General features: G+C 64.3%; 21 protein-coding genes, 1 tRNA gene and 1 pseudogene. 14 read left to right on the top strand and 9 right to left on the bottom strand.

Annotation, left to right across the window (positions count from 1 at the left end):
• The first annotated feature begins 11 nt into the window (after positions 1-11).
• The gene (locus tag ABIB90_RS18660) at positions 12-1,055 is read left to right on the top strand and encodes a polysaccharide deacetylase family protein (RefSeq protein WP_219682241.1); all 1,044 of its coding nucleotides are present in this window, start codon (positions 12-14) and stop codon (positions 1,053-1,055) included.
• A 21-nt stretch (positions 1,056-1,076) separates the two neighbouring features.
• Here ABIB90_RS18660 and ABIB90_RS18655 read toward each other — a convergent pair whose 3' ends face one another.
• Positions 1,077-1,298: a DUF2842 domain-containing protein gene (locus tag ABIB90_RS18655; RefSeq protein ID WP_007603477.1), complete on the bottom strand. Its 222-nt coding sequence runs from the start codon at positions 1,296-1,298 to the stop codon at positions 1,077-1,079.
• Positions 1,299-1,406: 108 nt separating this feature from the next.
• On the opposite strand from ABIB90_RS18655, the gene ABIB90_RS18650 reads away from it, so the two are divergent.
• Entirely contained in the window at positions 1,407-2,489 is a 1,083-nt protein-coding gene (locus tag ABIB90_RS18650; protein WP_354164062.1) for a COX15/CtaA family protein, read from the top strand.
• Between the two features lie 13 nt (positions 2,490-2,502).
• Here the strand turns inward: ABIB90_RS18650 and ABIB90_RS18645 are convergent, their stop codons facing one another.
• The 4 genes from ABIB90_RS18645 to ABIB90_RS18630 form a co-directional block, all read right to left on the bottom strand.
• Positions 2,503-2,847, bottom strand: coding sequence for a hypothetical protein (locus ABIB90_RS18645; RefSeq protein WP_007603479.1), 345 nt, complete (start codon positions 2,845-2,847; stop codon positions 2,503-2,505).
• 181 nt (positions 2,848-3,028) lie between these two features.
• Positions 3,029-4,309 carry an O-acetylhomoserine aminocarboxypropyltransferase gene (locus ABIB90_RS18640; RefSeq protein WP_219682239.1) on the bottom strand — a complete coding sequence of 427 codons (1,281 nt, stop codon included), beginning with the start codon at positions 4,307-4,309 and terminating at the stop codon, positions 3,029-3,031.
• A gap of 138 nt (positions 4,310-4,447) precedes the next feature.
• Entirely contained in the window at positions 4,448-5,032 is a 585-nt protein-coding gene (locus ABIB90_RS18635; protein WP_354164065.1) for a CoA-binding protein, read from the bottom strand.
• Positions 5,033-5,154: 122 nt separating this feature from the next.
• The gene (locus tag ABIB90_RS18630) at positions 5,155-5,979 is read right to left on the bottom strand and encodes an enoyl-CoA hydratase (RefSeq protein WP_007603482.1); all 825 of its coding nucleotides are present in this window, start codon (positions 5,977-5,979) and stop codon (positions 5,155-5,157) included.
• An 86-nt stretch (positions 5,980-6,065) separates the two neighbouring features.
• On the opposite strand from ABIB90_RS18630, the gene ABIB90_RS18625 reads away from it, so the two are divergent.
• From ABIB90_RS18625 to ABIB90_RS18605, 5 genes are all read left to right on the top strand, one after another.
• Entirely contained in the window at positions 6,066-6,494 is a 429-nt protein-coding gene (locus ABIB90_RS18625; RefSeq protein ID WP_007603483.1) for a PaaI family thioesterase, read from the top strand.
• 157 nt (positions 6,495-6,651) lie between these two features.
• On the top strand, positions 6,652-7,116 hold the full coding sequence (rplM, locus tag ABIB90_RS18620) for a 50S ribosomal protein L13 (protein ID WP_007603484.1): 465 nt from the start codon (positions 6,652-6,654) through the stop codon (positions 7,114-7,116).
• A 1-nt stretch (position 7,117) separates the two neighbouring features.
• Positions 7,118-7,597 (top strand): 30S ribosomal protein S9, encoded by a 480-nt coding sequence (gene rpsI, locus ABIB90_RS18615; protein WP_007603485.1) that lies wholly within the window; start codon positions 7,118-7,120, stop codon positions 7,595-7,597.
• Between the two features lie 229 nt (positions 7,598-7,826).
• A complete protein-coding gene (locus tag ABIB90_RS18610; RefSeq protein ID WP_219682237.1) occupies positions 7,827-9,059 on the top strand; it encodes a GGDEF domain-containing protein in 1,233 nt (410 codons plus the stop codon).
• 254 nt (positions 9,060-9,313) lie between these two features.
• A complete protein-coding gene (locus ABIB90_RS18605; RefSeq protein ID WP_007603488.1) occupies positions 9,314-9,610 on the top strand; it encodes an antibiotic biosynthesis monooxygenase family protein in 297 nt (98 codons plus the stop codon).
• A 6-nt stretch (positions 9,611-9,616) separates the two neighbouring features.
• Here ABIB90_RS18605 and ABIB90_RS18600 read toward each other — a convergent pair whose 3' ends face one another.
• Positions 9,617-10,750, bottom strand: coding sequence for an AI-2E family transporter (locus ABIB90_RS18600; RefSeq protein ID WP_219682234.1), 1,134 nt, complete (start codon positions 10,748-10,750; stop codon positions 9,617-9,619).
• A gap of 256 nt (positions 10,751-11,006) precedes the next feature.
• Here ABIB90_RS18600 and ABIB90_RS18595 point away from each other — a divergent pair, with 256 nt between their 5' ends.
• Positions 11,007-11,780, top strand: coding sequence for a gamma-glutamyl-gamma-aminobutyrate hydrolase family protein (locus ABIB90_RS18595; RefSeq protein WP_219682233.1), 774 nt, complete (start codon positions 11,007-11,009; stop codon positions 11,778-11,780).
• A 265-nt stretch (positions 11,781-12,045) separates the two neighbouring features.
• Here the strand turns inward: ABIB90_RS18595 and glnA are convergent, their stop codons facing one another.
• On the bottom strand, positions 12,046-13,455 hold the full coding sequence (glnA, locus tag ABIB90_RS18590) for a type I glutamate--ammonia ligase (protein WP_007603494.1): 1,410 nt from the start codon (positions 13,453-13,455) through the stop codon (positions 12,046-12,048).
• Between the two features lie 149 nt (positions 13,456-13,604).
• Positions 13,605-13,943 carry a P-II family nitrogen regulator gene (locus ABIB90_RS18585; protein WP_007603495.1) on the bottom strand — a complete coding sequence of 113 codons (339 nt, stop codon included), beginning with the start codon at positions 13,941-13,943 and terminating at the stop codon, positions 13,605-13,607.
• A gap of 381 nt (positions 13,944-14,324) precedes the next feature.
• Here ABIB90_RS18585 and ABIB90_RS18580 point away from each other — a divergent pair, with 381 nt between their 5' ends.
• The 4 genes and pseudogenes from ABIB90_RS18580 to ABIB90_RS18565 all read left to right on the top strand — a co-directional run bounded on the left by ABIB90_RS18580 (position 14,325) and on the right by ABIB90_RS18565 (position 16,879).
• Positions 14,325-15,824 (top strand): NAD(P)H-hydrate dehydratase, encoded by a 1,500-nt coding sequence (locus ABIB90_RS18580; RefSeq protein WP_354164071.1) that lies wholly within the window; start codon positions 14,325-14,327, stop codon positions 15,822-15,824.
• Positions 15,824-16,273, top strand: a complete 450-nt coding sequence (locus ABIB90_RS18575) for a GNAT family N-acetyltransferase (RefSeq protein WP_354164073.1) — start codon at positions 15,824-15,826, stop codon at positions 16,271-16,273. The genes ABIB90_RS18580 and ABIB90_RS18575 overlap by 1 nt, the downstream gene beginning before the upstream one ends.
• Before the next feature lie 32 nt (positions 16,274-16,305).
• Positions 16,306-16,590 (top strand): annotated as a pseudogene (locus tag ABIB90_RS18570) (type II toxin-antitoxin system RelE/ParE family toxin); the annotation flags it as partial.
• Position 16,591: 1 nt separating this feature from the next.
• Complete coding sequence (locus ABIB90_RS18565) at positions 16,592-16,879, top strand: addiction module antidote protein (RefSeq protein ID WP_007603498.1); 288 nt, start codon at positions 16,592-16,594, stop codon at positions 16,877-16,879.
• Between the two features lie 10 nt (positions 16,880-16,889).
• On the opposite strand, the gene ABIB90_RS18560 is transcribed toward ABIB90_RS18565, so the two are convergent.
• On the bottom strand, positions 16,890-18,206 hold the full coding sequence (locus ABIB90_RS18560; protein WP_354201178.1) for a multicopper oxidase family protein: 1,317 nt from the start codon (positions 18,204-18,206) through the stop codon (positions 16,890-16,892).
• A 152-nt stretch (positions 18,207-18,358) separates the two neighbouring features.
• Between ABIB90_RS18560 and ABIB90_RS18555 the strand changes: the two genes are divergently transcribed.
• A tRNA-Leu gene (locus tag ABIB90_RS18555) sits at positions 18,359-18,443 on the top strand.
• A gap of 173 nt (positions 18,444-18,616) precedes the next feature.
• Positions 18,617-19,978, top strand: a complete 1,362-nt coding sequence (tig, locus tag ABIB90_RS18550) for a trigger factor (protein WP_219682229.1) — start codon at positions 18,617-18,619, stop codon at positions 19,976-19,978.
• Positions 19,979-20,064: the final 86 nt, after the last annotated feature.

Below are 20,064 nucleotides of genomic sequence, written 5' to 3'. Positions count from 1 at the left end.
GAGGTGGGACATTGGCATCCGACGACAGATGGCTGGAACGGCTGCGCCTTGAGCTGACCTGGTTCACAGGCCAGGCTGCGCTGCGCAGTCGTGGTGCCGGCGCCATCCTGCGCTTTGCGCATGTGCGGCCGCGGCGGCGCGGCGGGTTTCAGCCGTCGCGCGAGAACGAGATCACGCCGCATTTCCTCGATCGCGCCATTCGCGCGCTGAAGCGGTGGAAGTATGATTTTATCGGCATGGACGAGGTCTGCCGGCGCGCGGTGACGCTGTCGGAACACCGCCGCTTCGTGGCGCTCACTTTCGACGGCGCCGGCAAGGATCTGATCGACTTTGCCTATCCGGTGCTGGCGCGCCACGCCGTGCCATTCACGATCTACGTGCCCACGGCGTTTCCCGATGGCGTCGGCGAGGCCTGGTGGCTCGGCCTCGAACAGGTGATCGCGCGCGAGAGCCGTGTCAGCCTGATGATGGGCGAGAAGGAGCAGCGCTTCACTGTCGCTGATAACGCCGGGAAGCAGGCGCTGTTTTCGTTCGTCGAGGCCTGGCTGCACTCGCTGCCGCCGGCGGATGTGTCGGCTGCGATCGCAGATCTCTGCACGCGCTACCGGGTCGACCTTGCCGCGCTCTCACGCGAGGCATCGATGAATTGGGAGGATCTGGCGAGGCTTGCGGCCGATCCGCTGGTGACGATCGGCAGTGCGACCGTGAACTATCCCGTTCTCGCCAACATGAAGGATGCGGCCGCGCTGCGCGAGATGACGATGGGCAAGGCGGTGGCGGAGGCGGCCTTCGCTCGCGACATCCGGCATCTCGCCTTTCCGTTCGGCGATCGCGCCTCGTTCCGGCGCAGCCATGTCATCATGGCGGAGGAGGCCGGCTTTGCCAGTGCTGTGACGACGATCCCGGGCGTCGTGGACGCGGAGGGCCGCACCAATCTGCGCGCGTTGCCGCGCATTTGCTGGGATGGCCGGGTGCGCTCGCTGCGCATGATGCGGGTGCTGGTGTCGGGCACGGCCTTTGCGCCGGTGAAGCCGACGGGCACTGCGACACCCTAAAAGCGCTACGAACTGGAAGCGCTACGAGCTCGACTTGGCCCGGTCGGGCCGCTGCATCCAGCTCACGATCGGCATCGCCGGCAGCACCCAGCCCATGCCGACCACCACGTAGTAGATTGCCTGCCGCCAGCCGGACTCGGCGATCCACGGCATCTGCGCGAGCGCCATGCCGAGCAGCGCCCAGACGGTGGCGAGCACCAGGAGCAGGATGGTGCCGAGGAACTTGCGGGTGCGGATCGTCATGACGGAATGTCGCGGCTTTCGCGTAACTTGCGCTGCGGGAGCGGGGGACTATAAGGGGCACGCAGTTTGGTTCAAGCCTTGCCGGTTCAAGCTCTGGTTTTGCCTCGAATGACGACGATTTCCGCCCCGTCCGAGCCGCATCGCGCCGTGCGCTGGTGGCTGATCTCAGTGGCTGCGCTGATTGCGCTGATGGTGCTGGTCGGCGGTGCGACGCGGCTGACGGAATCCGGGCTCTCGATCGTCGAATGGAAGCCGGTCACGGGCAGCGTGCCGCCACTCTCGGAAACGCAGTGGACGGCGGCCTTCGAGGCCTACAAGAAGATCCCGCAATATCGCGAGCTCAACGCCGGCATGAGCCTGTCCGAGTTCAAGGAGATCTTCTGGTGGGAATGGAGCCACCGGTTGCTCGGCCGTTTCATCGGCGTCGCCTATCTGTTGCCGTTCCTGTTCTTCCTCTGGCGCGGCGGCCTGTCCGGTGATTTGAAGCGGCGGCTGTGGCTGTTGTTCGGGCTCGGCGGGCTCCAGGGCGCGGTCGGCTGGTGGATGGTGGCCTCGGGGCTGTCTGAACGCGTCGAGGTGTCGCAATATCGGCTGGCGACGCATCTTGTGCTCGCGCTCATCATCTTCGCCGGCATCGTCTGGACGGTGCGGCGGCTCGCAGAACGGCCGCAAATTGCGGCGTCGTCGCCGCTGCGCTTCACGAGCGGCTTGCTCCTCGTCGTGACCTTTATCCAGATCTATTTCGGTGCGCTGGTTGCCGGCCTGCGCGCCGGTCGCGCCTACAACACCTGGCCGCAGATCGACGGTGCGTTCATTCCCTCAGGGGAGCGGCTGTGGTTCGAGACGCCGTGGTGGCGCAACATGTTCGACAATGTGCTGACGGTGCAGTTCGAGCACCGCATGACCGCCTATGCGCTGCTGGCGCTGGCGGCGTTGCACGCGTTCGATGCGGTGCGTTCACGCGCGGGATCCGCGGCGCGCGGCGCGCTCTTGCTGCTGGGCGCGATAAGCCTGCAAGCATTGCTCGGCATCCTCACGCTGCTCAACCAGGTGCCGATTGATCTCGCGCTCGCACATCAGGCGGTCGCGATCGTGGTGCTGACGCTTGCGGTGACGCAGATGGAGCGGCTCGCTCCACGGCATTCAACCGAAGCGCAGCCGCGCGCGGTTCCCGTCGGTCAGGCCGGCTGATCGGATCTGCTCTTCAGCAATAGCCGTAGATGCCGCACGAGTAGGGCAGGCGCCAGAAATAATCGACCTGCTTCCCGCCGTAATACGAGCCCTGGTAATCGTAGTCCCAGGGGCGTCCGTAATAGCCCGGCAGCGTGTGCGAGCCCGGCAGCAGTGGTGTACCCGGCAAATTGCGGATGTAGCTGCCGATGCCGTAGGCCGGCGAGATCAGCGCATCCGGATCGGTCTCGACATAGACCTGCGGCGGCTCCTGTGGCGGAGCGGCAGCCCGTCGCCTCGGCGTGGCCGGCAAATCGGCGGCAATCGCAGCTGAGACCGTCAGCATCGCCGCAAGGGCAGGCACCATCCAGCGCAGCATCGTCGGCTCCGAATCAAAGGGGCGATCCAGTGACGATGTATGCGGCAGATATGGTTAATGACTGTTAACGGCGATCGTCATTCCGGGGCGGTGCGAAGCACCGAACCCGGAATCTAGAGCTTATGATGCGACGTCGAGATTCCGGGTTCGCGCTGTCGCGCGCCCCGGAATGACGGTGATGCTACGTACCCAGCGCCTGTTCCAGATCGGCGATCAAATCTTCCTTGTCCTCGATGCCGATCGAAAGCCGCACCACGTCGGGGCCGGCACCGGACTTGATCTTGGCAGCGTCGTCGAGCTGGCTGTGCGTGGTCGAGGCCGGATGGATGACGAGCGAGCGGGTGTCACCGACATTGGCCAGATGCGAGAACAGCTGCAACTTCGACACCAGGCTGACGCCGGCATCGTAGCCGCCCTTCAGGCTGAAGGTGAACACGGCGCCGGCGCCCTTCGGTGCGTATTTGCGCGCGAGCTGGTTGTACTTGTCGCTTGCAAGCCCCGCATAGTTCACCGCGGCCACCGCCGGATGGCCGGCGAGGAATTCGGCGACCGCTTTGGCATTGTCGCAGTGCTTCTGCATGCGCAGCGGCAATGTCTCGATGCCGGTGAGGATCATGAAGGCGTTGAACGGCGACAGCGCGGGTCCGAGGTCGCGCAGGCCGAGTACGCGGCAGGCGATCGCGAAGGCGAAATTGCCAAACGTCTCCTGCAGCCGGATGCCGTGATATTCGGGCCGCGGCTCGGAGAGCATCGGATATTTGCCGCCGGTCGACCAGTCGAAGGTGCCGGCATCGACGATGATGCCGCCGATCGAATTGCCGTGGCCGCCGAGAAACTTCGTCAGCGAGTGCACGACGATGTCGGCACCATGATCGATGGGACGGATCAGATAGGGCGAGGCCAGCGTGTTGTCGACGATCAGCGGGACGCCTGCCTTGCGCGCCACCGTCGAGATCGCCTCGATGTCGGTGATGCTGCCGGCGGGATTGGCGATGGACTCGATGAAGATTGCTTTCGTGCGCGGCGTGACCGCGCGCTCGAAGCTCGCGATGTCGTCGGGATCGGCCCACACCACGTTCCAGCCGAAGCTCTTGAACGCGTGCGTGAACTGGTTGATCGAGCCGCCATAGAGCTTTCGCGCGGCGATGAACTCGTCGCCGGGCTGGAGCAATTGCTGCAGCACCACGACCTGCGCGGCATGGCCCGAGGCCACCGCAAGCGCGGCAGTGCCGCCTTCGAGGGCCGCGACGCGCTCTTCCAGCACCGCATTGGTGGGATTGCCGATGCGGGTATAGATGTTGCCGAACGCCTGCAGGCCGAACAGCGAGGCGGCATGGTCGGCGTCGTTGAAGACGAATGACGTCGTTTGATAGATCGGAGTCGCGCGCGCACCGGTGGTGGGATCGGGCTGTGCACCGGCATGCACGGCGAGGGTCGAAAATCCCGGAAGGCGATCGCTCATTGAGGGCGTCCTGTTCTCGTGGTCTGAAATCGCGCGGCATGCTGATTGGCGCCGCGGCTGCCGTCAAGGCGGGGCTTCACATCGGAACGATCGTGCTACGCATTGTCGCGTTCGCGAAATGAAACCTTCGCAACTGCGTCAGCTTTGCTCAGTCTTGTTTTTGGCGGCGCGGTCCGAGGCCGCGGTTTCGCCGCCGCCAACACTCATCCGATTGAGGGATAGCCGCATGCCCTGCGTCGGCGCCGGCGCGCGCTTGGAGCTCAGCGTGCGCGAATTGACGCCCATCCAGGAGATCTCCGAGGACAGGCGGCCATATTCGATCTTGGGGCAGCGGTTCATCACCACCTTGATACCAACCGATTCCGCCTTCAGCGCCGCCGCATCGTCGCGCGCCCCCAACTGCATCCAGATCACCATCGGCAGCGGATCAAGCGTGAGGGCTTCCTCGACCACCGGCATGATGTGACTGGAGTTGCGGAAAATGTCGATCATGTCGACGGGACGGTCAATGTCGGACAGCGAGGCGACGAAGGGTTTTCCGAGCAGCTCCTTTCCGACATGGCTGGGATTAACCGGAATCATGTCGTAGCCGCGCTGGGCCAGATATTTGAACGCGAAATAGCTCGGCCGCACGTTGGCCGGCGAGGCACCGACCATCGCGATCGATTTCACGTTGTTGAGGATGCCCCGGATGTAATTGTCGGGATAGGCGTCGTGGTTCATCTTCTTCTTTCTCTGACCTCATGGTGAGGAGCGCGGCACGCGCGTCTCGAACCATGAAGCCGCAGTCGGGCCTCTATCCTTCGAGACGCCGCGTTCCGCGGCTCCTCAGGATGAGGAGTTGACTATTCATCCCGCCATGTCGGCGTACGCTTCTCGATGAAGGCGCCGATGCCTTCCTCGGCGTCTCGCGCCATCATGTTCTCGGTCATCACCTCTGCCGCATAGCGATAGGCGTCTGCAAGACTCATCTCGGCCTGGCGGTAGAACGCCTCCTTGCCGAGCTTGACGGTATAGGCGGATTTCAGCGCGACCTGTTCGGCGAGCGCAATGGCGGCGGCGCGCTCGGTGCCGGCGGCGACGACACGATTGACGAGGCCGATCTCGCGGGCGCGTACGGCCGGGATCGGCTCGCCCGTCAGCAACATCTCCATCGCCTGCTTGCGCGGCACGTTGCGCGACAGCGCCACCATCGGCGTCGAGCAGAACAGGCCGATGTCGACGCCGGGGGTAGCGAAGTGTGCTGCTTCCGAGGCGATCGCGAGATCGCAGCTTGCCACGAGCTGACAGCCCGCGGCGGTCGCGATGCCCTGGACGGATGCGACCACGGGCTTGGGCAGGTGCACGATCGCCTGCATCATCGCGCTGCAGGCGGTCATCATCTCGGCGAAGAAGGCACGGCCGCGATCCGGGTCGGCGCGGCGCGCGGTCAGCTCCTTCATGTCGTGGCCGGCGGAGAAGGCGGGACCGTTGGCCGCGATTACGACGCCGCGGATGGCCTTGTCGTCGCGGATCTCGTTGAGCGCGGCGTGCAGGCTTGCGATCATCGTCGCCGACAGGCTGTTGCGGGCGGCCGGGCGGTTGAGGGTCAGGACCGCGATGGGGCCCACGGTCTCGCGCAGCAGGATAGGTGGTTGCGGGGAAGGGGCGCGGGCGGCCTGGACGGACATCAAAGCGTTTCCGGTTGGATTATTGCGATTGGATGACGCAGATAACTTAATGTAACAGGGGACGTGAAGCGAGGGTGAGGGGTAGCATGGCGTTAGCGAAAATGAGCGTGGCGGAGCTCGAGCAGTTCCTCCGCAACGAGTTTCCCCAGGCCTTCAGCGGCGACGACATCACGATCGAGAGCGCGGACGGTCAGGCCTGCCTTTTGCGTCAGCGCTATAGCGAAAAGATGCTGCGGCCAGGCGGAACCGTGTCCGGCCCGACATTGATGGCGCTCGCCGACTTCGCGATGTACGTGGTGCTGTTGTCCGCGATCGGGCCGATCGGGCTCGCCGTGACCACCAATCTCAACATCAACTTCCTGCGCAAGGGGCAGCCCGGGCAGGACGTGCTGGCGGAGGCGCGGCTGCTCAAGCTCGGCAAGCGCCTCGCGGTCGGCGAGGTGAAGCTGTTGTCCGGTACCTCGCCCGATCCGATTGCACATGTCACCTCAACCTATTCCATTCCAAACGTTTGAGCTTTTTGCGGGTATCCTAATACCTTAATTATAAGCAATTGATATTGCACATGTAAATTACAGCTTTGGGCATTGACCGCGGCGCCCCTGTTCTCTAGAAAACCGCCAGTCCGGTGCGGTGTTCGCGCCGATGCTCCCCGTCCACGGAAACTCTGACATGAAAACCTTTTCGGCAAAGCCGGCTGAGGTGACGAAGAAGTGGGTACTGATCGACGCCAAGGGTCTGGTCGTCGGCCGTCTCGCCACCATCGTCGCCATGCGCCTGCGCGGCAAGCACCTCCCGACCTACACCCCGCACGTTGATTGCGGCGACAACATCATCATCATCAACGCGCAGTATGCGGTTCTCACCGGCCGCAAGCGCGAGCAGAAGACCTATTACAAGCACACCGGTTACGTCGGCCACATCAAGGAGCGCACCGCGCGCCAGATCCTCGAGGGCAAGCATCCCGAGCGCGTGCTCGAGAAGGCCGTCGAGCGCATGATCCCGCGTGGTCCGCTCGGTCGGGTCCAGATGGGCAACCTCCGCGTCTATGGCGGCGCCGATCATCCGCACGAGGCCCAGACGCCCGAGAAGATCGACATCGCCAAGTTGAACCGCAAGAACACGAGGGCCGCATAACATGGCCGAATCCATTCAGTCGCTCGACCAGCTCTCGCAGCTCAAGACGGCGGCCGCGCCCGACGCGCCCAAGCACGAGAAGAAGGTCGACAAGTTCAACCGCGCCTACGCCACCGGCAAGCGCAAGGACGCGGTCGCCCGCGTCTGGATCAAGCCGGGCGCCGGCAAGGTCACGGTCAACGCGCGCGAGGTCGAGGTCTATTTCGCCCGTCCCGTGCTGCGCATGATGATCGAGCAGCCGTTCTCCGTGGCCGCGCGGTCCGGCCAGTATGACGTGATCTGCACCGTCGCCGGCGGCGGTCTGTCCGGCCAGGCCGGTGCCGTTCGTCACGGCATCTCCAAGGCGCTGACCTATTTCGAGCCGGAGCTGCGCACCGTGCTGAAGAAGGGCGGCTTCCTCACCCGCGACTCCCGCGTGGTCGAGCGCAAGAAGTACGGCAAGGCCAAGGCCCGCCGGTCCTTCCAGTTCTCGAAGCGTTAATCGCTTCGGTCGCATTCGCCGCGAAAGCGGCTTCAATGAGATGCAAAAGGGCGCTGATTTCAGCGCCCTTTTTGCTGTTCGTTTGTATGCAAATTGATGGCGTGTTTCCTGAAAACTTGGGCCCGCATGAAAACCTGAATGGAACCCGCGAGACATAGCGTCGCATTTGGAAGGGCGCGCAAATCGGCTGAGCCGATCGCGTAACTGCTATGTCTAAGAGGGGGCCGACATGATGTCGCTCGATAGCATCACGCTCTATTTGGTCGCGACCATGGTCGCCGCACTGCTCGGCGCCATGATGGTATTTTTCGGAAGGCAGGAGAACAGCCCTGCGCTGAAATGGTGGGGCACCGCGTATCTGCTCGGCGCCGCATCGGTCGCGCTCTGGACGGCGGCCGGCGACAGACTGGGGCCGCATCTTTACCTTGCGCTGAACGCGGTCGGCTTCGTCGCCTGCGGCATGGTGTGGAATGCGGCGCGCGTCTTCCACGGCCGCAAGCCGAACTGGCCGGGACTCCTGGTCGGCGCGCTCGCCTGGGCCGCTGCCGCCACACTGCTCGATCCCACCGCGTCCATGCTGCGCATGATCGTCGGCGCCGGCATCGTCTCGGTCTATGCGGCGCTGACCGCGAGCGAGCTCTGGGTCGAGCGGCGCAAGAGCCTGCAACGGCGCTGGCCGGCCTTCGTGGTTCCGGTAATGCACGGCTGTGTCTTGATGCTGCCGATCCTGCTCGGCAGTTTCCTGCGCCCGAACGATGCCGGCTTCTCCACCAGCATCTGGGTCACTGTGTTCGCGGTCGAGCTCGTGCTCTATGCCGTCGGCACCGTGTTCGTGATCTTCATGCTGGTGTCCGAGCGCACCGTCACCGCGCACCGGACCGCCGCCTCCACCGATCCCCTGACCGGCATGCTCAACCGCCGCGGCTTCTCGGAAGCCTGCGGACGCGTGATCGAGCGCGAGGCCAAGGCCGGCCGTCCCGTGACCGTGATGATCTTCGACATCGATCATTTCAAGTCGATCAACGACCGCTTCGGCCATCCCGCCGGCGACGAGATGCTGAAACTGTTCTCGACCGTCGTCGTCAGCAATCTGCGCATCAGCGACATGTCGGGTCGCATCGGCGGCGAGGAGTTCGCCGCTCTGCTGCCCTGCTCGCTGGAGGAGGGCGTGCTGGTCGCCGAGCGCGTGCGTGAGGCCTTCGAGACCTCCGGCGTCGTCGTCGACGAGGGCCCGGTCGACACCACCGTCAGCATCGGCGTCGCCGGCGGTCCGGCCGGCACCGAGCTCGAAGTGCTGCTGGCCTCGGCCGACACCGCGCTCTACCAAGCCAAGCGCGGCGGCCGAAACCGCGTCGAATCGGCGGAGGAGCTGCCACTGTCGCTGGAGAACTGGCGCCGCCAGAGCGCCGCTCGGATCGGCGTGCCCAACACGCAATCCAAGACACAACCGGCGACGGCCTAGGCAAAGGAGGCCTCGCGGTAATCCCCTGTTTACCATTCGATTCACCGAGCGCCGCGCCCAGGGGCGTTACACGCAAGGCCGCAATTACTGGCCGCTCGCGCTGTTCGCCGGTTGTGCGCTGACAGTGGCGGGCACCGTTTTGCTGTTCGCCTGAGTGATCTGCATTTTTGGACCGGGCAGGCGCCGTTTTGGCGCCTTTTTCTTTGTCGCGGGCTGCGGTAGACACGCCCATCAAACAAAATGGGTGGAAACAGATGATCACCGAGATCGCGCAAATCGACGTCAAGCCGGGCAGCGAGAAGGACTTTGAGGCCGCCGTCGCCAAGGCCAAGGCCGCTTTCGGCCGCTCCAAGGGTTTTCACGGTTTCGAGCTGCACAAGTCGATCGAGAAGCCGCAGCGCTATCGTCTGATGGTGAAGTGGGAAACGCTCGAGAGCCATACCGTCGATTTCCGCGGCTCCGAGAATTTCACCGAATGGCGCGGCCTCGTCGGCCAGTATTTCGCGGCACCCCCCGAGGTCGAGCACACCGAAACCGTGCTCACCACCTGAGGCGGCTCAGGCCGCCTCCGCCAGAGGCGGCGCTTCATACGTCTTGAAATGGTCGATCATCACCTTGGCGATGGCGACCAGCGGCAGCGCCAGCGCCAGGCCCCAGATTCCGAACACGACGCCGAGCAGGATCTGGAACGCGAACAGCGTGGCCGGCGGAATGTCCAGTGCCTGCCGCTGAAGGATCGGCGTCAGCACATAGCTCTCCATGGCGTGCACGCCCATGAAGAGGAGAAAGGCCGACAGCGCCGGAATCCATCCTGAGGCGAGGCTCGCCAGCACGACCACGACGCCGGCTATGATGGCGCCCACCGTCGGAATGAAGGCGAGCAGGCCTGCCTGAATCCCCAGGATGAACGAGCCGGGAATGCCGATGAGGACGAGCCCGATCCAGGTCACCACGCCGACCGCAAGCATCACGATGATCTGCGCGATCAGCCAGCGCTCCAACGTCTCGCCGATACCGTCGATGATCAGGGTGATGCGGGCGCGATGCCTGGCCGGCGCGAGAAACAACAGGCCGTCATGATAGACCGCGGGCTGGGCGGCGAAGGCGAGCCCCAGGAACAGCACGATGAAGATGTTGCCGACCGCGCTGATGGTGCCGAGCAGCAGCTTGAAGGTCTGGCTCACGATCGCCCCGCCGCTCGAGGCCAGCGCGCCTGCGCCCGGCAATCCGCCGTGCGAGCCCGGGGTCGGGGCGGGCGTCGGCGTCGCATCGGTGGAGGCAGCGGGTGCGGCGTTGCCGAGATCGAAGAAGCTGGTGTCGATCCCATGGTTTTCGAGGAAGGACCGGACGTTGGTGATCTGCGACTTGATTGTCTTGCTCAGCAGCGAGGCCTGCTCGGCAATGGTGGCGCCGCCGAGATAAGCAACGCCTGCGAGCATTACCGCCAGCGCGGCACAGACGATCGCGAGCCGGACCGCGTGGGGCAGGTGCACGCGGCGGCCAAGCGCGTTGGTCAGCGCGTTGAGGCCGACGCCGAGCAGCATTCCGGTGAAGATCAGGAGCAGGGTAGCTGCAAAATACCAGGTGAAGACCAGCATTGCCGCGAACAGCACGATTCCGATGCCCCCGACCGAGATCGCCCAGGCCAGATCGGTGCGGGTCCGGGGCCGTTCATCTGCGGGAATGGTCACATCGGCTCCTATGCGAAGGCGGCAGGCAGGCACTCTTTCGCGAAATCCCGCCTCGGATCAAGCCAGGCTCTGGCGCGATTGACGCGTCCTTGGCCCTGCGGGCCACGGACGCCGGCGAGAGAGGGGGCCATGCCCGTCCTCCGCCCGGCCATTTGCGCGAAAATAGCATTGCCGTCCCGCGTACCCTTCTGTTGAATTTGTTCCATCCCAGGGGCATGTTTGGAGAATCGTCTTCGGCGAAAGGTCTGAACGGGAGATGAGAAAGCCGGTCGTCGGCGTGATCGGGAACGCCCATCGCGTTGAAAATCGATTTCAGGTCCAGATGGTCGGCGAGCGTAATCTGCGCGCCGTGGCCGAGGTGTCCGGCGGCCTGCCGGTGATGTTCGCGGGCTCGCCCGATATCACCGATATCGGCGCGCTGCTCGACACTGTCGACGGCATCGTGCTCACCGGTGCTCGCGCCAATGTCCACCCAACCCGTTTCAACGTCGATCCGTGTGAGGCGCACGAGCCCTACGACATCCACCGCGACGAGGTGGCGCTGGCGCTCTCGGTCGCCTGCGTTGCCCGCGGCATCCCGCTGTTCGGCATCTGCCGGGGCCTCCAGGAGATGAACGTCGCCTTCGGCGGCTCGCTGCATCCCGAGATCCGCGAAATCCCGGGCCGTATGAACCATCGCATGCCGAGGCTCGAGAACGGCGAGATCCATCCCGATCCGACCGTGGTGTTCGCCGATCGTCACGACGTCGATCTGACGCCGGGCGGCGCGTTCGCAGACTTGCTCGGCTGTAACAAGATCAGGGTCAATTCGCTGCACGGCCAGGGCATCCTCGATCCCGGCAAGCGCGTGCTGATCGAGGGCATCGCCGAGGACGGCACCATCGAGGCAATCCGCATCGCGGAAGCCAAGGCCTTTGCGCTCGGGGTGCAATGGCACGCCGAATACGACCCGCAGCACAATCCGATCAACCGAAAACTGTTCGAGGCGTTCGGTGAGGCTATGGTGGCGAAGCAGCGCGCGGCGGCGTAGCTGCGGAGCGCGCCGAGGCCCATAACCATCGTCATCGTGAGCGCAGCGAAGCAAATCCAGTCGCTGTCGGGTGACGGCGTGAAGGCGGCCTCGATCTCTCGGGCGTAATAAACCAGTTATCAAGAAATGGTGCGCGCCGGTTTTCTCGATTCCGATTCGTTCTTTGAGAACGAAGTGGAGTCAGACACAGAACGAAAGTCGAGGACCACAAACAAAAAAGGCGCCCCGAGGGGCGCCTTTCGTGTGTCGCGGTCGTTCGGGCCGTTTAGCCCGAATAGTACATTTCGAACTCGACCGGATGCGGGGTCATTTCGAAGCGGGCGACTTCGGTCATCTTCAGCTCGATGTAAGCGTCGATGAAGTCGTCGTCGAACACGCCGCCGTTCTTGAGGAAGCCGCGGTCCTTGTCGAGGTTTTCCAGCGCCTCGCGCAAGCTGCCGCACACGGTCGGGATCTGCTTCAGCTCTTCCTTCGGCAGATCGTAGAGGTCCTTGTCCATCGCCGGACCCGGATCGATCTTGTTCTTGATGCCGTCGAGGCCGGCCATCAGCATCGCGGCGAAGCCGAGATAGGGATTGGCGAGCGGATCGGGGAAACGCACCTCGACGCGCTTGGCCTTCGGCGAAGCGGTGTAGGGGATGCGGCAGGAGGCCGAGCGGTTGCGCGCGGAATAGGCGAGCAGCACGGGAGCCTCGTAGCCCGGGACCAGACGCTTGTAGGAGTTGGTCGACGGGTTGGTGAAGGCGTTGATCGCCTTGGCGTGCTTGATGATGCCGCCGATGTAATGGAGGCAGGTCTCCGACAGGTCGGCGTATTTGTTGCCGGCGAACACCGGCTTGCCGTCCTTCCAGATCGACTGGTGCACGTGCATGCCCGAGCCGTTGTCGCCGAAGACCGGCTTCGGCATGAAGGTGGCGGTCTTGCCGTAGATGTGCGCAACCTGGTGGATGCAGTATTTGTAAATCTGCATGTGGTCGGCCATCAAGGTCAGCGTGTCGAACTTCATGCCGAGCTCGTGCTGGGCGGAAGCGACTTCGTGATGATGCTTCTCGACCTTCACGCCCATCTTGGCCATGGCGCCGAGCATCTCCGAGCGCATGTCCTGCACGGAGTCCTGCGGCGGCACCGGGAAGTAGCCGCCCTTGGTGCGGACGCGGTGGCCGAGGTTGCCGCCTTCATATTCGGTGTCGGAGTTGGTCGGCAGCTCCGAGGAGTCGAGGCGGAAGCCGGTGCTGTAGGGATTGGCGGAGAAGCGCACGTCGTCGAACACGAAGAACTCGGCTTCGGGGCCGACGAACACGGTGTCGCCGACGCCCATCGACTTCACCATCGCCTCGGCCTTCTTGGCGATGCCGCGGGGGTCGCGGTTGTAGGGCTCGCCGGTGGTCGGCTCGAGCACGTCGCAGGTGATGACCATGGTGGTCTCGGCGAAGAACGGATCGATCGTCGCGGTCACCGGATCGGGCATCAGGCACATGTCGGACTCGTTGATCGCCTTCCAGCCGGCGATTGAGGAGCCGTCGAACATCGTTCCTTCGGCGAAAATGTCTTCATCGATCATGCTGATGTCGAAGGTGACGTGCTGCCACTTGCCGCGCGGATCGGTGAAGCGCAGGTCGACGTATTTGACGTCGTTGTCCTTGATCGATTTCAGGACGTCTTTGGCGGTCTTCATGCATACCCCTTTTGGCTCTGCGGGTCGGTTTCCAAGCTTCAAGCGACCGTGTTCACGCTTCTTGAGGCGCGCGAGGCACAAACAAAATGAGGCCGCCGAAGCAGCCTATTTCTTGTCAGAATGTCGCAAAATGCGGGATAGCACCCGGCTCAGATAGCGTCCAGCCCGGATTCGCCGGTTCGGATGCGGATCGCCTCTTCGATGTTGGAGACGAAAATCTTGCCATCGCCGATGCGCCCGGTTTGCGCTGCGCGGCGGATTGCGTCGATGGCGCGCTCGACCAGATCGTCGCCGATCACGATCTCGATCTTCACCTTGGGCAGGAAGTCGACGATGTATTCTGCGCCGCGGTACAGCTCGGCGTGACCCTTCTGCCGGCCGAAGCCCTTGGCTTCGGTGACGGTGATGCCCTGAAGGCCGACTTCCTGAAGCGCTTCCTTCACCTCGTCGAGCTTGAATGGCTTGATGATGGCTTCGATCTTCTTCACTGCGCGCCTCCCGGCCTTTCGAACAAATAGCAACGTCTTCGTCAGGATGCGCTTTTCATAACGCACGATCTTGTCTTCGCTATGCCGGGATCCCTGACCAGTCCGGCAACAACGGCCGGCCACACCCTGATAAATGCCAGTGAGCACGACGAACCGAAGCGACTTCCGCGAAAGCAGGGTCTATGCCAAGTTGCAAATGCCCTGATTATTGGAGCGTTATCAGCCTTTTAACGTGCAGCTCTGATAGGTGGCGCCGACCCGCACAAAATACCGCAGACTACGGAATAGGCAAACGGTCCAATATTTGTGCAGATCATTGTTCCGTCGGATCGCCCGACGCAGAACGTGCCTCTTGAAAAGGCTTTTGGACAGGGAAGTGGCATGGAAGTTCTGACCAACGCCGAAATGCAGCGTGCCGACCAGCTCAGCATTGCGGCAGGCACCCCCGGCTTCAAGCTGATGCTCAGTGCTGGCCAGGCGGTCGCCGAGGCCGCCAACGCGCTGGTGGAGGAGGGGCCGATCCTGATCGTGGCCGGCCCCGGCAACAACGGTGGGGACGGTTTTGTCGCAGCCGCCGAGCTCGCCGCGCAAGGCCGCGAGGTCTCGGTCATCCTGATGTGCGAGCGCGACCAGCTCCAGGGCGATGCGGCCTCGGCCGCACGGGGCTGGAAACACCCGGTGCTCCCGTTCAACCCGCAGGCGATCGGGCGACCGGCGCTGATCATCGATGCGCTGTTCGGCGCGGGCCTCAGCCGTCCGGTCGACGGCGAGGCACGTGAGATGATCGAGGCGATCAACGCCAACGGTGCGCCGGTGCTCGCGGTCGATCTGCCAAGCGGCATCAACGGCACCAGCGCGGCCGTGCTGGGCGTGGCGGTGAACGCCACCGAGACCGTCACCTTCTTCCGCAAGAAGCCGGCGCATCTGCTGCTGCCGGGGCGCATGCATTGCGGCCACGTCCGCGTCGCCGACATCGGCATCGAGGCGCAGGTGCTGGACGAGATCGCGCCGCAGATTTTCGAGAACGATCCGGACTTCTGGGGCACCGCCTTTCCGGTGCCGCGCATCGACGGCCACAAATACGCGCGAGGCCATGTGCTGGCGGTCTCGGGCGATGCGGCCGCGACCGGTGCGGCGCGTCTCGCCGCGCGCGGGGCGCTCCGCGCCGGCGCGGGCCTGGTGACTCTGGCTACGCCGCGTGATGCGCTGGCGATCAATGCAGCTGCGCTCACCGCGGTGATGGTTCGCCCCGTCGATACCGCCATCGAGTTCGGCGAGCTGCTCGGTGACAAGCGCTACAACACCTGCATGATCGGCCCCGGCGCGGGGGTCGGCGAGCGCACCTGCGATCTCGTCCACACGGCGCTTAACGCGCAGCGGCGCCTGGTGCTCGACGCGGATGCGCTGACGAGCTTTGCCGCCAATCCCGAGCGCCTGTTCGAATCGATCAAGACGTCGCAGGACAAGGCGGTAGTGCTGACGCCGCACGAGGGCGAGTTCCCGCGGCTGTTCTCCGACCTCAGCAATAAACATCCGGGGCGCTCGAAGATCGAGCGCGTGCGCGCCGCCGCCGAACGCTCCGGCGCGGTCGTGCTGCTGAAGGGCGCGGACACCACGATTGCCGCGCCCGACGGCCGCGCCACCATCGCCGCCAACGCACCGCCCTGGCTCGCCACCGCGGGTGCCGGCGACGTGCTCGCCGGCATCATCGCAGGCCTCCTTGCGCAAGGCGTCCCGGCGTTCGAAGCCGCCAGCATCGCCGTCTGGATGCATGGCGAAGCGGGCAGCGAGGCGGGGCCGGGCCTGATCGCGGAGGATCTCACCGAGACGCTGCCCGCCGTGCACCGGCGGATCTATGGTGCCCTGGGGATCGAGTACTAATGCTCAGGCAGCTCGCGCTCACCGATATGGGCGCGGCGGCGCAGGTTCACCGGGCTGCATTCAACCATGCGATGCCCTGGCTCGCTGGGCTGCATACGCCGGACGAGGATCACTGGTTCTACCGCGAGCATGTGTTCGCGACGTGCCGCGTGTGGGGACGCTTCAACGGCGATGTACTGAGCGGGATCATCGCTTTCCGTGACGGCTGGATCGAGCAGCTTTACGTGCTTCCTGCTGTTCAAGGGCGGGGGACTGGCGCCGAACTTCTCGACGTCGCCAGGCATGCCAACGAACGGCTGGAGCTCTGGACCTTCCAGTGCAATGCGCGCGCAAGGCGCTTCTATGAAGCGCGCCAGTTTACGTTGATCGAGCAGACCAACGGGACCCGAAACGAGGAGAAAGAACCCGACGCTCGGTACCTCTGGATGCGTAGGCCACTTGATTTGTGAACAATTGTAGTCTAAAAACTACATGTGATTGAAAGCAGACTGAGACGTTTCGGAAGTGGCGATCACGTCTCAAGGATGAGCGTGCCAGAGCGCTGATTGCTTCGCGATTGGGTCGGTTGGCTCATGGACACGCAGGCGACGTCGAACCGGTGGGCGACGGTGTGAGCGAGCTGCGTATTCATCACGGGCCCGGATATCGCATCTATTTTCGGAAGCGGGGCAACGCGATCATCGTTTTGCTGTGCGGGGGCGACAAGAGCACGCAGGTGAAAGACATCAAGGCGGCGAAGCGCCTTGCCGAGATGTGGAGCGAATGAGATGGGCGAGAAGCTGACGACCTATGACCCGGCCGAAGACCTGCAGTCCGACGAGGCCATTGCCGTGTTCATGGAAGAGGCGTTCAAGACCGAGGATGCGGCCTATATCGCCCATGCACTTGGGGTCGTCGCCCGCGCCAAGGGGATGACGCAGATCGCCAAAGAGACTGGTCTTTCTCGCGAGCAGCTCTATCGCTCGTTCAGCACCAACGGCAATCCGACGCTGAAAACGACTATTGCGGTGATGAAGGCGCTCGGGATCGAACTCACAGCCAAGCCGCACGCCTAGTCGGAGCCCCTCACTCCACCCCGTACCAGCGCACCAGCCGCGGGGCGGCCCATTCGGTTACGACGGTTTCGATCAGCCATCGCCCGGGGGAGGCCGCAGCGAACGCGATGCGCTGAGTCTGGCCGGGTTCGATCGCGAGCGTGTCGAGCCAATAGGGCTTCCAGCCGTCGTCGAGCTTGTCGAGCAGGCGGAAATGGTGGCCGTGCAGATGGACGACGATGGCGACGGGTGCGGGGTTCTTGAGCGCCAGCACGACGGTGCGGCCGGCCTTGGTGCGAAAAGCGGGGGCGGAGGACGTCGAGAAATTTGCGGGCCGTACCCACCCGGCGTCGGCTGCCCCGAGCGCGACATCGAACCGCAGGGCGCCTTTCAGATCGAGTCGCTCGGGCAGGTCATTCGGAGGGAGCGGCTGCGGCGGCGACGGCGGCGCGCGCCGCTCAAGCTTGCCGGAGACCGTCAGGCGGCCGACCTGGCGCGCCTCCTTGCCATCATGCAGCAGGAATGGGGCCGATGTGGCCGTATCGACAAAGGCGTCGGCGCGTGCGCCGGGAGCCAGCACCAGGGCGCCGTTGCGAGCCGGGAACGGCTCAGCCGGCTGTCCGTCCAGGGCCAGCACCTGGACCTCGTGACTTTCCAATTTGATCGCCAGAACAGAACGTTGCGAGCCGTTGATAAAGCGCAGCCGCAGCCGCTCATTCGCCGAAGCTGAGAGTTCGAATGAAGTCGTTCCGTTGATTGTATAGAGCGGGGACGTGTCCTTCGGGTCCCGGCCCGGGAGAAGCGCGGTCCCATCCGGCCGCAGCCGCCATTCCTCGATCAAGAGGACCACGTCGCGATCGGCGGCGACCGCGTTGGTCTCGGTGGCGATGATCGGAAGCGGGCGCGCGGGCTGCTTCAGGCCGTCCTCGAACAGCCGGAAGTCGGCCAGCAGGGTCCCCGCATTTGGGACTGAAATGATTGATGTTTCCGTCGCATCCGGGGCCGTCGGGGCGCGACCCCGAAGCGGGTCGGCCGCGTCCGGGCCATTGAGGCCGTACCAGACTGGTGCAAGCGGGACAGGCAGGCCGTTGCGGAAGACCACCTCGCAGCGATCGCCACGTTTGAGACGGACATCCCCGAGGTGGCTTACGGCGGCCAGCTCCCAGATCGGTGTAGCCGGCTGACCCGGCCTCAGAGCCAGCGTCGCCGGCCTTGCCTGAAGGGCGAGCTGGGCGGTCGTGGCCGGGACTGCGCCGCCCGCCATCAGCCCGGCCGCAGAGGCGCCCAGTCCCGCTCCAAGCCCGGCCAAAACCTCGCGCCTCGTCGGGTCGAAAATCCGCGTTCTCATGGCCGATCCCGACCACGCCGTGCTGGATAAGTCCAGCCGTCGTGCCTAGTTGAAGGCTGCCTCTATCGGGCCATTTTTTTGCTGCGAACAGGCGGGCACATGCTATAAGCCCGCCGCCCGCGGCATCGCGGCCGGTCTTGATGCAAATTTACGCGGGCGTGGCGGAACTGGTAGACGCGCTGGATTTAGGTTCCAGTGACGAAAGTTGTGGGGGTTCGAGTCCCTCCGCCCGCACCAAGCGCTTTCAGCGTTTGCACGGATTACGCGATCTGCTCCCGCGCGGATGTTTGTCCGCCGGAAGCCGGTCCGATGAACCACCGGCGTTGAGGCGTTCGCCTCGCGCTGGATCGATTAATGACAGCGTCCCGACGCATGCGCGCCGGGACCGAACGAGAAGAAGATTGGACACCATGCAGGTCACAGAAACCCTCTCGGAAGGTTTGAAGCGCGAGTTCAAGATCAGCGTTCCCGCGTCTGATCTCGACGCCAAGGCCGGTGCCAAGCTCGTCGACCTCAAGGACAAGGTTCGCATCAACGGCTTCCGTCCCGGCAAGGTGCCGGTCACGCACCTCAAGAAGGTCTATGGCCGCTCGGTGATGGCCGAGACCATCGACCAGACCATTCGTGACACCAACACGCAGCTGTTCTCCGAGCGCGGCTTCCGCCTTGCGACCGAACCCAAGATCACCATGCCGACCGAGCAGGCCGAGGTCGAGGAGCTGCTCAACGGCAAAACCGACCTGACCTATACGGTTGCGATCGAGGTGGTGCCGTCGATCGCGCTCGCCGACTTCAAGACCTTCGAGGTCGAGAAGCCCGTCGCCGAAGTCACCGACGCCGACGTCGACGAGGCGATCAAGCGCATCGCCGATTCGAACCGCGGCTATGCCGCGAAGGGCGAGGGCGCCAAGGCCGAGTCGGGCGATCGCGTCACCGTCGCCTTCAAGGGCACCATCAACGGCGAGCCCTTCGAGGGCGGCGCCGGCGAGGGCATCCAGGTGGTGATCGGATCCAACACCTTCATCCCCGGCTTCGAAGAGCAGCTCATCGGGATCGGCGCGGGCGAGACCCGCACGCTGAAGGTGGCGTTCCCCAAGAACTACATGAACGATAAGCTCGCCGGCCAGCCGGCCGAGTTCGAGACCACCGCGACGCTGATCGAGGCGCCGCAGGATCTCGCGATCGACGACGAGTTCGCCAAGACGCTCGGCCTCGAATCGCTGGACAAGCTGAAGGAAGCGGCGCGCGAGCGGCTGGTCGCCGAGTTCGCGACCGCGACGCGCCAGCGCGTCAAGCGCGCGCTGCTCGACCGCCTCGACGAGGCCCATCGCTTCGAGGCTCCGCCCTCGCTGGTCGACGAGGAGTTCAATCTGATGTGGAACTCGGTGAAGGCCGAGATGGACTCCGCCGGCAAGACCTTCGCCGACGAGGACACCACTGAAGACGCCGCCAAGGAAGAGTACCGTAAGATCGCCGACCGCCGCGTGCGGCTGGGCCTCGTGCTCTCCGAGATCGGCGAGAAGAACAAGATCTCCGTGACCGACGACGAGGTCGGCCGCGCCGTGATCGAGCGGGCGCGCTCGATGCCGGGCCGCGAGAAGGAGGTCTGGGACTATTACCGCAGCAACGCCCAAGCGTTGGCCCAGCTTCGTGCACCGATCTATGAGGACAAGGTCGTCGACTTCATCCTCGAGCTTGCCAAGGTGACTGAGAAGAAGGTCTCGCGCGACGATCTCTACAAGGACGACGAGGCGGAAAAGACCGCCGCCTGAGGGCTCCAGAAGAGCCTTTAGGAGAGCCTTTGGGATAGCCTTGCATTAAGGATGATCAGCGAAGAGGTCGAGCTAGCCAGGTGGCC

The organism is Bradyrhizobium sp. JR4.1 (assembly GCF_040548605.1).
In the GTDB taxonomy this organism is placed as follows: domain Bacteria; phylum Pseudomonadota; class Alphaproteobacteria; order Rhizobiales; family Xanthobacteraceae; genus Bradyrhizobium; species Bradyrhizobium canariense.
The sequence above is the reverse complement of the archived record's forward strand: the minus strand, read 5'-3'. Positions and strand labels throughout refer to the sequence as shown.